The sequence below is a fragment of the Mycobacterium sp. genome, assembly GCF_049585075.1.
Classification (GTDB): Bacteria; Actinomycetota; Actinomycetes; order Mycobacteriales; family Mycobacteriaceae; genus Mycobacterium.
The window spans coordinates 1-12,442 of record NZ_JBAUZA010000032.1; the positions used below are offsets into that span (position 1 = coordinate 1).

The following is a 12,442-nucleotide window of genomic DNA, read 5'->3' on the forward strand; positions in this document are numbered from 1 at the left end:
CTCCCCGCCCAAGCGGGTGGTCAGCGCCGGTTTCACTGGGCAGGACGACCTGCTGGCGCTGGGCGTGGTGCCGGTCGCCGTAACCAACTGGTTCGGCGACCAGCCGTTCGCCGTGTGGCCGTGGGCCCGACCCAAACTCGGTAATGCCAAACCCGTTATTTTGAACTTGGACAACGGAATTCAGGTGCAGCAGATCGCCGGTCTGAAACCCGACTTGATAGTCGCCACCGACGCCGGAGTCGATCAGGACACCTACCAGAAGCTGTCCGCGATCGCCCCGACGCTTGCGCAGTCCGGCGGTTACGCATTCTTCGAGCCGTGGAAGGACCAGGCGACGGCGATCGGTCAGGCGGTGTTTCAGCGTGACCAGATGCAGTCGCTGATCAATGGTGTCGACCAGGGTTTCGCCGCTGTCGCAGATAAGTACCCGCAGTTCAAAAACAAGACGGTGCTGCTGCTGGACGGCAAGCTGCACCAAGACAACGTGGTTGCGACAACCGGTTGGCACACCGAGTTTTTGACCCAAATGGGTCTGGCCGTTGCGAACAACATCACGCCGTTCGCCGTCGATGAGCAGCGCGCGTTCATTCCGCGGGACAAGATCAAGGCGGTTCTCGACGCCGTCGACCTACTGATCTGGACGACTGAGACCGACGGCGATCAAGCGGAGCTGCTGGCCAATCCCGACGTCGCGGCGCTCCGTACGCGAAGCGTGTTCACGACCAAGGACCAGGCTGGCGCGATCGCGTTTGCGTCGCCGCTGAGCTACCCGTTGGTGGCCGATCAGTTGCCCCCGCTGATCGGCAATATCTTGCATTAGGACCGGCGGGTCTGATCCGATTATCCGGCTCGTATGAGCGTTGGCTAAGGCAGCTCTGGCAGTGCTCGAAAATCTGGTTTCGATTCCCGGCCAACGGGTTACTGTCGAGTAATGAGCGTGGCAATGGATCCGAGCGTGGTCGACACGGTTCTCGACTACGGCGATCAGGCGCTGCTGTTGCAGTTCGACAACACCGCCGAGGTATTGGCATGGACGGCTGCCCTGCGCGAGGCCGCGCTGCCCGGTGTGCTCGACATCGTCCCGGCCTCGCGCACGGTGCTCCTGAAACTCGACGGCCCTCGGCACCAGAGCGCAATCCGCCGTCGGCTGCGCACGTTGCAGGTGACCCCCGGCACGGCGTCGACCGCCTCGCCGGAGCAGCCGACGACGATCGACGTCGTCTACGACGGTGCCGATCTTGCCGAGGTGGCCGACCATACCGGGCTAACCACCGCACAAGTCATCAATGCGCACACCGCTACTCCCTGGCAAGTCGGATTCGGTGGATTTGCACCGGGTTTCGCCTATCTGATCGGCGGTGACCCACGGCTGGCCGTACCCCGGCGAGCGGAGCCGCGATCATCCGTTCCGGCCGGTGCGGTGGGCCTGGCCGGCGAGTTCACCGGAATTTACCCGCGCCGGTCTCCCGGCGGATGGCAGCTGATCGGCCACACCGACGCGGTCATGTGGGACATCGACCGTCCGAATCCGGCGCTGCTTACGCCGGGCATGTGGGTCCAGTTCCGGGCTGCGTAGCGGCAGGTGGGCGACGGGAGAAAGGAGAGCGTCGATGACGACCCTGGAGATCTTGCGTACCGGCCCGCTGGCGCTTATCCAGGACCTCGGACGGGTGGGCCTTGCTCATATCGGCGTCACCCGATCGGGGGCCGCCGACCGGCGCTCACACACGCTGGCCAACCGGCTGGTTGCCAACCCCGACGACCGCGCCACAATCGAGGTGACCTTCGGCGGTTTCTCGGCTCGAGTCCGCGGCGGCGACGTCGACATCGCAGTCACCGGCGCTGACACCGACCCGCGCGTCGACGGAATCCCATTCGGCAGCAACAGTATTCAGCACGTCCGCGACGGCGAGGTGATCTCGCTAGGCGTCCCACCCGCCGGACTGCGAAGCTATCTGGCGGCGCGTGGCGGTGTCGACGTGACACCGGTGCTGGGTTCCCGCAGCTACGACGTGATGTCGGCAATTGGCCCGTTGCCGCTGCAACCCGGTGACGTCCTGCCGGTCGGCGAACACACCGACGAGTATCCCGAACTCGACCAGGCTCCGGTGGCGCCGATCTCCGAGCATCTGGTGGATTTGCTGGTGGTGCCCGGGCCGCGAGACGACTGGCTCGACGATCCGGACGCCCTCGTGCACACCATCTGGATGGCCTCCGATCGCAGCGACCGAGTGGGGATGCGGCTGGAAGGCCGCCCACTCCAGTACCGCACGCCCGATCGGGTCTTGCCCAGCGAGGGAGCCACCCGCGGTGCGATCCAGGTGCCGCCCAACGGCTTACCGGTGATCCTTGGCCCCGATCACCCCGTTACCGGCGGCTACCCGGTGGTCGGTGTGATCGCCGACGAGGACATCGACAAGATCGCCCAAGTACGTCCCGGGCAGTACGTGCGGCTGCACTGGTCGCGTCCCAGGGGCGCGCGGGCCGCTCGTTCCGGGGCTTCTGCTCCGATGGCGGTCGGCTAGTCCACCTGGTAAACCAGCAGTGTGCACACCCAGGTACACACTGCTCGCCTGGTTCACACCGCCGACCTCGAAGGCGAGGCCCGGCAGCGCGCCTACGAGATGGTCAACGAGGCGTTCGCGGGTGAGTTCACCGACGCCGACTGGGACCACGCGCTCGGCGGGATGCATGCCCTGATCTGGCATCGCGGTGCGATCATCGCGCACGGGGCGGTTATCCAACGCCGTCTTCTCTACCGCGGTGCCGCGTTGCGCTGTGGATACGTCGAAGCCGTTGCCGTGCGGGAAGACTGGCGCGGTCAAGGCCTGGCGATCGCGATACTCGATGCGTGCGAGCAAGTGATCCGCGGCGGCTATCAGCTGGGCGCTCTCAGCTCCTCGGATCGGGGCAGGAGGCTTTACACGATGCGGGGTTGGCTGCCGTGGCGCGGGCCGACGTCGGTGCTGGCGCCCGCCGGGGCGATGCGTACCCCCGACGACGACGGCTCGGTGTTCGTGCTGCCGGTCGGGATCAGCCTGGACGCAGGCGCAGAGTTGGCCTGCGATTGGCGTGACGGCGACGTCTGGTAGCGGTCGCGGCGTGCTTCGGCTACGAAAAGCCTTGGGTGACAGGGATATTGTCACAACGGTCATCAAACGCGGCTACCGGCTGGCGGTCGATGAAAGGATGGGCGCAGCCTGATCAGGCGCCGTTCGCTTAAGGCGAACAACCAGGTGGAACTTAAGCGTACTCGACTCATGTTTGTACAGGTAGGCCGGCAAAGCGTCGGCAACCACCAAGCAAGAGGAGATACGAATGAGCAACCTGACCTTGTGGTCACGACCCGCCTGGGATGTCGACCGCTGGATGCGCGATTTCTTTGGCCCGGCCCCTGCGACCGACTGGCTCAAGCCGGTAGCCGACGGCTTCAGCCCCGCTGCCGAGATTGTCAAGGACGGCGAGGACGCCGTAGTCCGCCTGGAGCTGCCGGGTGTCGACGTCGCGAAGGACGTCAACGTTGAGGTTGACCACGGCCGCCTTGTCATCCACGGCGAGCGCCGCGACGAGCACAACGAAGAGAAGGACGGCCGCACGTTGCGCGAGGTCCGCTACGGCTCGTTCCGCCGGTCGTTCCGGCTGCCTGCACACGTCACTGGCGAGGCCATCGCGGCGTCGTACGACGCCGGCGTGCTGACGGTGCGGGTCGCCGGTGCTTACGCGGGGACTGCGCCGCAGCGCATCGAGATCACTAGGTAGTCTGCGGAGTTCGCGCACTCGAATCCGGTGGGGCCCAACGGCTCCACCGGATTCGACACATCCTCGCCCGCTAGCCCCAGCGGGCCAGAATCTCTTTTGCCCTGGTTCCCAATGCAGCCTGCAGGAACGGCCCGAAGCTGATCCGCCCCACGCCCAGCGGACCGAAGGAAGCGGGATCGTCCTGATCGGGTAGGGCGATCGCATTGACCGGAAGCGGCAACTCAGAAGCTAAGCGCCGCAACGTCTCCGGGTCATGGCGGCCAACCGGATAAAGGACATCGGCACCGGCAGCGGCGGCCTTCTGCAACCGCGCCACCGCCCGCTCAACCCGGTCCGACTCGTCGCCGTCCTGGCGCAGGAAAAGATCCGTGCGGGCGTTGACCACCAGATGGACCTTCGCCTCGTCGGCGGCCGCACGCAGCGCAGCAACGAGGTCGGCGTGTTCGTCGGCCGAACGCAGTCGCTTGCCCTCACTGTGCACGGTGTCTTCGATGTTCAGCCCGACCGCGCCCACCGCGAGTAGCCCCTCGATCAGCCGCGAAGCCGGCAGCCCGTAACCGGATTCGACGTCCACCGAGACTGGGACGTCCACCGCGGCGGTGATCTGGGCGACCCGGCTCAGCAGGTCGTCGAACGCCATGCCCTCGTTATCGGGTTTGCCGATCGAGTCGGCGACGGGGTGACTGCCGACGGTCAGTGCGGCGAACCCGGCGTCGGTGGCCAGTCCCGCCGACCAGGCGTCCCAGACTGTCGGCAGAATCACCGGATTGCCCGGCTGATGCAGCGCCAATAGCGCCGTCGCTCGATCGGCCAACGCGCTAGATGCCGGCATGGCTGGCTGCCTCCCCGTTGCGGGCGTGACCTGGCTCACGCCATCGCCGCCTGCTGGATATTATCGGGTGCCGTACTGTGACCTATGACACCTTCACTTCCAGGGAGATCCGTTGTCCAGCACTACTGAACTCGCCGAACTGCACGAGCTCATCGGTGGCCTGCGGCGGTGCGTGACGTCATTGAGTTCCCGGTACCGCGACACCCCGGCATTGCGTCGGGTGGTCAACGACGTTCAGCGAATCCTCAACGACGTTGAGTTGCTCGACATCGACGCCGGCGAGCTGGATCTGGCCCGGCACACCCTGGACCAACCGGCTGAGAAAATCGCGATCCCGGACACCCAATACGACGCCGAATTCTGGCGCGATGTCGACGACGAAGGTGTCGGCGGACACAGTCGTTCTTGATCTGGCCCCCCGCGGGACTGCGCGGTGTTCGCTGTGGGTACTCTCCGACGAGGCCACGCGAAGAGGATCACAATAGATGAGCGCACCCACAGCGAACCGTTCTGCGTCCGGTGTCTTTTCACCCGCGCGCGCCCACATCCAGCAACGGACGCTACGCACCGACCGGTGGTGGGTGTCGCCACTGCGGATCGACCTGGGCTTCGCTGCATTCGTCATCTACGCGACCGCACGCGCATTCCAGCGGAATTACTTCTTCGTCCCGCAATACCATTACCTGACGCCGTTCTACTCACCATGTCTCAGTAACGCTTGCGGCGGGGCCAGCGACTTCTGGCCGCAGATCCTGCCGAATGTGTGGTGGCTGCCGTTCGCGGCGTTGACGCTGCCGTTCCTGCTGTTGTTCCGGCTGACTTGCTACTACTACCGCGGCGCCTACTACCGCACGGTGTGGCAGTCGCCCACCGCATGCGGGGTAGCCGAGCCCCGCGTCCACTACAGCGGCGAAACCAAGTTCCCGCTGATAGTTCAGAACACCCACCGGTATTTCTTCTACGCCGCCGGCATCATCTCCGTGATCAACACTTACGACGCGATCATCGCGTTCCATTCCGACCATGGACCCGGTGGATTCGGCTTCGGCCTGGGCAACGTGATCATGGTTGGCAATGTCATCATGCTGTGGATCTACACGCTGTCCTGCCATTCGTGCCGGCACATCACCGGCGGGCGGCTCAAGCACTTCTCCAAACACCCTGTGCGGTACTGGATCTGGACGCAAGTCAGCAAAATCAACACACGCCACAAGCAGTACGCGTGGATCACACTCGGCACGCTGATGCTCACCGACTTCTACATCGCGCTGGTGGCCAGCGGCGCCATTCCCGACCTGAGATTTGTTGGCTGAGAAGCCTTTTCACGGATCAGATAGATGAGCGAGGTTTCATGACTGAGGTCGAACGGCACTCCTACGACGTTGTCGTGATCGGTGCCGGCGGCGCAGGTTTGCGCGCGGTCATCGAGGCGCGGGAACGCGGCCTCAAGGTAGCGGTGGTGTGTAAGTCGTTGTTCGGCAAGGCCCACACGGTGATGGCCGAGGGCGGCTGCGCAGCCGCCATGGGCAACACGAACCCGAAGGACAACTGGAAGACCCACTTTGGCGACACGATGCGCGGTGGGAAGTTCCTGAACAACTGGCGGATGGCCGAACTACACGCCAAGGAGGCACCCGACCGGGTTTGGGAACTGGAGACCTACGGCGCGCTGTTCGACCGCCTCAAAGACGGCAAAATCAGTCAGCGCAACTTCGGCGGGCACACCTACCCGCGGCTGGCGCACGTCGGTGACCGCACCGGCCTGGAGCTGATCCGAACCATGCAGCAGAAGATCGTCTCGCTGCAGCAGGAGGACCACGCCGAGCTAGGCGACTACGACGCCCGGATCCGGGTCTTCGCGGAATGCACGATCACCGAGCTCATCAAAGACGGCGACGCGATCTCCGGAGCATTCGGCTATTGGCGCGAAAGCGGCCGCTTTGTCTTGTTCGAGGCCCCGGCGGTGGTCATGGCGACCGGCGGAATCGGCAAGTCCTTCAAGGTCACCTCGAACTCCTGGGAGTACACCGGCGATGGCCACGCGTTGGCGCTGCGCGCCGGCGCGACGCTGATCAACATGGAATTCGTCCAGTTCCACCCGACCGGCATGGTGTGGCCACCGAGCGTGAAAGGCATCCTGGTCACCGAGGGTGTTCGCGGCGATGGCGGAGTGCTCAAGAACTCCGAGAACAAGCGCTTCATGTTCGACTACATCCCACCGGTGTTCAAAGGCCAATACGCCGAGTCCGAGCAAGAGGCCGACCAGTGGCTCAAGGACAACGACTCCGCCCGTCGGACCCCGGACCTGTTGCCCCGCGACGAGGTCGCACGCGCGATCAACTCCGAAGTCAAGGCCGACCGCGGCACCCCGCACGGCGGGGTCTATCTCGACATCGCGTCGCGGCTGACGCCCGACGAGATCAAGCGCCGCCTGCCGTCGATGTACCACCAGTTCATGGAGCTGGCCGGAGTCGACATCACAAGGGAGCCCATGGAAGTCGGGCCTACCTGCCACTACGTGATGGGCGGCATCGAGGTGGACGCGGACACCGGCGCTGCCACCGTCCCCGGGTTGTTCGCCGCCGGTGAATGCTCCGGCGGTATGCATGGTTCCAACCGTCTTGGCGGCAACTCGCTGTCCGACCTGCTGGTCTTCGGTCGTCGGGCCGGCCTGGGCGCCGCTGACTACGTGCGGGCGCTGAGCAGCCGCCCGAAAGTGTCCGACGAGGACCTCGACGCCGCGGCCAAGCGGGCGCTGGCGCCCTTCGAGACACCGACGAACGGCGCCGCCGCGGAGAACCCCTACACGTTGCAGTTGGAGCTGCAGCAGTCGATGAATGATCTGGTGGGCATCATCCGCAAGGCGGACGAAATCACCGAGGCCCTCGGTCGGCTCGACCAGCTTCGCGAACGGTTCAAGAACATCCACGTCGAGGGACACCGTCAGTACAACCCCGGCTGGAACCTGGCCATCGACTTGCGGAACCTGCTTCTGGTCAGCGAATGCGTCGCCAAGGCAGCGTTGGAGCGCACCGAAAGCCGGGGCGGCCACACCCGCGACGACCACCCATCAATGGACGCGTCGTGGCGCAAGGTATTGCTGGCCTGCCGCGCCGCAGGCGGCGACGAAGTCATTCCCGACATCTCGGTGACGCGCAAAGACCAGGTGCCGATGCGGCCCGACCTGCTCGAGGGTTTCGAGATCTCCGAGTTGGAGAAGTACTACACCGACGAAGAGCTGGCCGACCACCCAGGACGGAGAGGCTGATGACCTACAACGCAACCATGCGGGTATGGCGTGGCGACGCGGCCGGAGGTGGATTGCAGGACTTCACCGTCGAGGTCAATGAGGGCGAGGTGGTGCTCGACATCATCCATCGCCTGCAGCAGACCCAGACACCAGACTTGGCGGTGCGGTGGAACTGCAAAGCGGGTAAATGCGGCTCGTGCTCGGCTGAGGTCAACGGCAAGCCCAAGTTGATGTGCATGACACGGATGTCGACCTTCGCCGAAGACGAAGTGGTCACGGTGACGCCGATCCGGACGTTCCCGGTGATCCGCGATCTGGTCACCGACGTGTCGTTCAACTATGAGAAGGCCAGGGAAATCCCGTCATTCGCGCCGCCGAAGGACCTACAGCCTGGTGAGTACCGGATGGCACAGAAGGACGTGGAACGTTCTCAGGAGTTCCGCAAATGCATCGAATGCTTCTTGTGCCAGAACGTCTGCCACGTGATTCGTGACCACGACGACAACAAAGAGGCGTTCGCCGGCCCGCGCTATCTGATGCGGATCGCGGAGCTGGAAATGCACCCGTTGGACACCCTCGACCGGCGCAACCAGGCGCAGGACGAGCATGGCCTCGGGTATTGCAATATCACCAAGTGCTGCACGGAAGTCTGCCCCGAAAACATCAAGATCACCGACAACGCACTGATTCCGATGAAGGAACGAGTCGCCGACCGGAAATACGATCCGGTTGTGTGGCTGGGCAACAAGTTGTTCCGTCGCTGACGAGCAGCTGGTGTTAAGGCCCCGCTGATCCGGGTACCCGACCTGAAGCCCGAGGCGAGCGGGGCTGCGTAGGGTTTGAGCCCCGCCGCACGACACGAAAGGCGGTTGGGCATGACGATCAAACAACCCGCCAGCGGCAACGACATTCGAACGGCAATCCGCGAACTCTCGCTGCGCGCTGACGTCGCACGCAAAGAGGGACGCGAGCAGGACGCCGCGGAACTCGAGCATCGCGTCCAGGCCTACCGCGACGAGCTCAGCAAGCGTCCCTAGCTAGGCGCCCAGTCGGCGAAAAACGCTGCGGTGAAACACAATCGGCGCGACGTCCGCGTCGATTTGAACATCGCTGACCCGCAATACGACGATGGTGTGGTCTCCCGCGGGAATGAGTTGCTCGATCGCGCTTTCCAACCAGACACTGGTGCCCTTGATGAAAACCGCACCACTGCTGTTGGATACGGTCTCCAAACCGGCGAACCGGTCGCCGGTCTTAGCGGCGAGTGCGCGTGCGGCTTCGTCGTGAGCCTCACCCAAGACGCTAATACCGAGCGCACGGAGGTTTTTCAATTTCGGCCAGGTCGTCGAGGTGTTCTGCACGCAGAACGACACCAGTGGCGGATCCAAGGACACCGGCACAAAAGTGCTGGCGGCCAGCCCTTCTCGAATTCCGTCGACTTCAGCCGCGATAGCGATCACGCCTGACGGGAAATGGCCGAAGGCCTCGCGTAGTGACGACGGTGTCAGCTTCTCAGGTGTATTCACCGGGCTTCATTCACAATCGAGGAGAATTTTGTACTAGTTGACCCTACCCGCTCGGCGAGTAGCCATGCGCGGCGGCGACGTCGGGATGGGCCCGCAACCTGCTCTTCCATGCGTTGCGGCCGTAGACCGAGAAGATGGGGTCGGACGGGTCCGCGCGCAGACTCGCTTGCGCTGCCAGCTCCGGCGGCAGCGCCAACGTCGGGATTTGCGCCTCCAACCGCGGGTTGAAGAAGTAGGGCACCGAGATCCGATCCGCCGCACGACGAAGGTTCACCCGGTGCTCGGTCGCACGCAGATAGCCGCCGGTGGCCAGCTCTAGCAGCTCGCCAATATTGACGATGAACGCCCCATCGCGCACCGGGACGTCGATCCAGTCGCCACTTCGGCTTGGTCGCACCTGTAATCCCTGGCTGCCCGGTTCGGCAAGCAGCAGCGTGAGCACTCCGGCATCTCGGTGCGCGCCCACCCCCTGCGAGCGGGCCGCCGTCGCCGGATAGCGCACGATCTTGAGCAGCGTCGCCGGTGTCTCGGCGAAGGCGTCCTGGAAAACGTCCGTCGGACTGCCCAGGGCCGCCGCAAAATGACCTAACAACGTGCGGGCCACCGCGGCAAGCGCCGCGTCCCACTCGGCGATGATCCCGGGCAGCTCGGGCAACCCGGCCGGCCACTGGTTGGGGCCCTGCAGCCACAGATAGTCAGGCTTGCCCGGACCGCCGACCAGGTCCCGCTCCGGCCCGATGTCGATCTGCTCGCGCCAGTCCACCTGGCCGCCGGTCAGCTCGCCGCCCAACCGCGTGTAGCCACGGAAATGCGGACTGCCCACCATCGCGATGGCGTCCTTGTCCTTCTGTGGGAGCGCAAACAACCGGCGTGCCGCGGCCAGCACCCGGCTGGCCAGCGCCGCGGGCACGCCATGGCCAGTCAGGTAGAAGAACCCGACCCCGTGAGCCGCCTCGCGGAGGCGTTTCCGCAGTTGGCCAGAAGGGTGGCGCAGGTCCACTTCGGGCAGCGTGGTGACGGTCGACACAGTTGTCACCTACCTATCATCGCCGCAGGTGATGCAGTACGCCACGGTCCCGATCAGCACGAACCCAACCGGTTGGTTAATTAGCCAATGAAATTTAGCTCACACTCGGTTGCAATCGAGTTACTCATGGGTATAGCTTTACGGTGTTACTGGTGGGTAACTTAGCCCTAGTACCCAACCACAAGTGGCGTTCTCATCGAGGAGGAACCAGTGAGCCACTACAAGAGCAACGTCCGCGACCAGGTATTCAACCTGTTTGAGGTATTCGGCGTTGACAAGTCGTTCGGCGAAGGCGCGTACACCGATCTGGACGTCGACACCGCCCGCGAGATGCTGACAGAGATGAGCCGGCTGGCCGAAGGCCCGGTCGCGGACTCCTTCGTCGAGGGAGACCGCAATCCCCCGGTCTTCGACCCCGAAACGCACTCCGTGACGCTGCCCGACAGCTTCAAAGAGTCGGTCCGCGCGGTCATCGAGGCCGGTTGGGACAAGGTCGGCCTCGACGAGGCGCTGGGCGGCATGCCGATGCCCAAGGTGCTGCTGTGGGCGCTGCACGAGCACCTGCTCGGTGCCAACCCCGCGGTGTGGATGTACGCCGGCGGCGCCGGATTCGCCCAGATCTTCTACAACCTGGCCACCGAAGAGCAGAAGAAGTGGGCCGTGCTGGCCGCCGAGCGCGGCTGGGGCTCGACCATGGTGCTCACCGAGCCGGACGCCGGCTCGGATGTCGGCGCCGGCCGGACCAAGGCCGTCCAGCAGGACGACGGTTCGTGGCACATCGACGGGGTGAAGCGGTTCATCACCTCAGGCGACTCCGATGACATGTTCGAGAACATCTTCCACTTGGTGCTGGCCCGCCCCGAGGGCGCCGGACCGGGTACCAAGGGCCTGTCGCTGTTCTTCGTGCCCAAGTTCCTGTTCGACTTTGAGACCGGCGATCTCGGCGAGCGCAACGGCGTCTTCGTCACCAACGTCGAACACAAGATGGGCCTGAAGGTGTCCGCGACCTGTGAACTGACCTTCGGTCAGCACGGCGTTCCGGCCAAGGGCTGGCTGGTCGGCGAGGTGCACAACGGTATTGCGCAGATGTTCGAGGTCATCGAGAACGCCCGCATGCTGGTCGGCACCAAGGCGATCGCCACGCTGTCCACCGGCTACCTCAACGCCCTGGCCTATGCCAAGGAGCGTGTGCAGGGCGCCGACCTGACCCAGATGACCGACAAGACCGCGCCGCGGGTCACGATCACCCACCACCCGGACGTGCGTCGCAGCCTGATGACCCAGAAGGCCTACGCCGAGGGTCTGCGTGCGCTGTACACCTACACCTCGACCTTCCAGGACGCGGCGGTAGCCAAGGCAGTGCACGGTGTGGACGCCGACTTGGCGGTCAAGGTCAACGACTTGATGCTGCCGGTGGTCAAGGGTGTCGGCTCCGAGCAGGCGTACGCCAAGCTCACCGAGAGCCTGCAGACCTTCGGTGGGTCCGGCTTCTTGCAGGACTACCCGATCGAGCAGTACATCCGCGACGCCAAGATCGACTCGCTCTACGAGGGCACCACCGCCATCCAGGCGCAGGACTTCTTCTTCCGGAAGATCGTCCGCGACAAGGGTGTTGCGCTCGCCCACGTGTCGGGGCAGATCGAGGAGTTCGTCAAGAACGAGTCCGGCAACGGCCGGCTGAAGGCCGAGCGTGCGTTGCTGGCCACCGCCCTGGCCGATGTGCAGGCGATGGCGGCGACGCTGACCGGCTACCTGATGGCCGCACAGGATGACATCTCCAGCATCTACAAGGTGGGGCTGGGTTCGGTGCGCTTCCTGATGAGCGTCGGCGACCTGGTGATCGGCTGGTTGCTGCAGCGTCAGGCCGCGGTGGCCCTCGAGGCGCTCGACGCCGGTGCCAGCGACGCCGACCGGGCCTTCTATGAGGGCAAGATTGCCGTTGCCTCGTTCTTCGCGAAGAACTTCCTGCCGCTGTTGACCAGCACCCGCCTGGTGGTGGAGACGATCGACAACGACATCATGGAGCTCGACGAAGCAGCCTTCTAGGC

The 12,442-nt window shown here is 64.6% G+C and carries 14 protein-coding genes and 1 pseudogene; 12 read left to right on the top strand and 3 right to left on the bottom strand.

The annotated features are described in order from the left end of the window. The 6 genes and pseudogenes from WB785_RS01515 to WB785_RS01540 all read left to right on the top strand — a co-directional run. Positions 1 to 820: ABC transporter substrate-binding protein (locus tag WB785_RS01515; protein ID WP_424076937.1), on the top strand; the 820-nt coding region annotated here is incomplete at its 5' end. 111 nt (positions 821 to 931) lie between these two features. Further along, positions 932 to 1,576, top strand: coding sequence for a 5-oxoprolinase subunit B family protein (locus WB785_RS01520; RefSeq protein WP_424076938.1), 645 nt, complete (start codon positions 932 to 934; stop codon positions 1,574 to 1,576). Positions 1,577 to 1,610: 34 nt separating this feature from the next. Beyond that, entirely contained in the window at positions 1,611 to 2,525 is a 915-nt protein-coding gene (locus WB785_RS01525) for a 5-oxoprolinase/urea amidolyase family protein (RefSeq protein WP_424076939.1), read from the top strand. Positions 2,526 to 2,546: 21 nt separating this feature from the next. Further along, positions 2,547 to 3,092, top strand: coding sequence for a GNAT family N-acetyltransferase (locus tag WB785_RS01530; protein ID WP_424076940.1), 546 nt, complete (start codon positions 2,547 to 2,549; stop codon positions 3,090 to 3,092). A gap of 10 nt (positions 3,093 to 3,102) precedes the next feature. Continuing rightward, positions 3,103 to 3,204: pseudogene (locus WB785_RS01535) on the top strand (bifunctional uroporphyrinogen-III synthetase/response regulator domain-containing protein); the annotation flags it as partial. A gap of 114 nt (positions 3,205 to 3,318) precedes the next feature. Next, the gene (locus WB785_RS01540) at positions 3,319 to 3,759 is read left to right on the top strand and encodes an Hsp20/alpha crystallin family protein (RefSeq protein WP_424076941.1); all 441 of its coding nucleotides are present in this window, start codon (positions 3,319 to 3,321) and stop codon (positions 3,757 to 3,759) included. Positions 3,760 to 3,829: 70 nt separating this feature from the next. On the opposite strand, the gene WB785_RS01545 is transcribed toward WB785_RS01540, so the two are convergent. After that, positions 3,830 to 4,591 (bottom strand): isocitrate lyase/PEP mutase family protein, encoded by a 762-nt coding sequence (locus WB785_RS01545; protein ID WP_424076942.1) that lies wholly within the window; start codon positions 4,589 to 4,591, stop codon positions 3,830 to 3,832. Between the two features lie 112 nt (positions 4,592 to 4,703). On the opposite strand from WB785_RS01545, the gene WB785_RS01550 reads away from it, so the two are divergent. The 5 genes from WB785_RS01550 to WB785_RS01570 all read left to right on the top strand — a co-directional run bounded on the left by WB785_RS01550 (position 4,704) and on the right by WB785_RS01570 (position 8,878). Further along, positions 4,704 to 5,000 carry a hypothetical protein gene (locus WB785_RS01550; protein WP_424076943.1) on the top strand — a complete coding sequence of 99 codons (297 nt, stop codon included), beginning with the start codon at positions 4,704 to 4,706 and terminating at the stop codon, positions 4,998 to 5,000. A gap of 76 nt (positions 5,001 to 5,076) precedes the next feature. Then, positions 5,077 to 5,904: a hypothetical protein gene (locus WB785_RS01555; protein WP_424076944.1), complete on the top strand. Its 828-nt coding sequence runs from the start codon at positions 5,077 to 5,079 to the stop codon at positions 5,902 to 5,904. Positions 5,905 to 5,942: 38 nt separating this feature from the next. Further along, on the top strand, positions 5,943 to 7,859 hold the full coding sequence (locus WB785_RS01560) for a fumarate reductase/succinate dehydrogenase flavoprotein subunit (protein ID WP_424076945.1): 1,917 nt from the start codon (positions 5,943 to 5,945) through the stop codon (positions 7,857 to 7,859). Further along, complete coding sequence (locus WB785_RS01565) at positions 7,859 to 8,605, top strand: succinate dehydrogenase/fumarate reductase iron-sulfur subunit (protein ID WP_424076946.1); 747 nt, start codon at positions 7,859 to 7,861, stop codon at positions 8,603 to 8,605. The genes WB785_RS01560 and WB785_RS01565 overlap by 1 nt, the downstream gene beginning before the upstream one ends. 111 nt (positions 8,606 to 8,716) lie before the next feature. Continuing rightward, positions 8,717 to 8,878 (top strand): hypothetical protein, encoded by a 162-nt coding sequence (locus WB785_RS01570; RefSeq protein WP_424076947.1) that lies wholly within the window; start codon positions 8,717 to 8,719, stop codon positions 8,876 to 8,878. Here the strand turns inward: WB785_RS01570 and WB785_RS01575 are convergent, their stop codons facing one another. After that, complete coding sequence (locus WB785_RS01575; protein ID WP_424076948.1) at positions 8,879 to 9,367, bottom strand: flavin reductase family protein; 489 nt, start codon at positions 9,365 to 9,367, stop codon at positions 8,879 to 8,881. It abuts the gene before it with no gap. A gap of 43 nt (positions 9,368 to 9,410) precedes the next feature. Next, a complete protein-coding gene (locus WB785_RS01580; RefSeq protein WP_424076949.1) occupies positions 9,411 to 10,403 on the bottom strand; it encodes an isopenicillin N synthase family dioxygenase in 993 nt (330 codons plus the stop codon). Between the two features lie 201 nt (positions 10,404 to 10,604). Between WB785_RS01580 and WB785_RS01585 the strand changes: the two genes are divergently transcribed. Then, positions 10,605 to 12,440: an acyl-CoA dehydrogenase gene (locus tag WB785_RS01585; RefSeq protein WP_424076950.1), complete on the top strand. Its 1,836-nt coding sequence runs from the start codon at positions 10,605 to 10,607 to the stop codon at positions 12,438 to 12,440. The last annotated feature ends 2 nt before the right edge of the window (positions 12,441 to 12,442 follow it).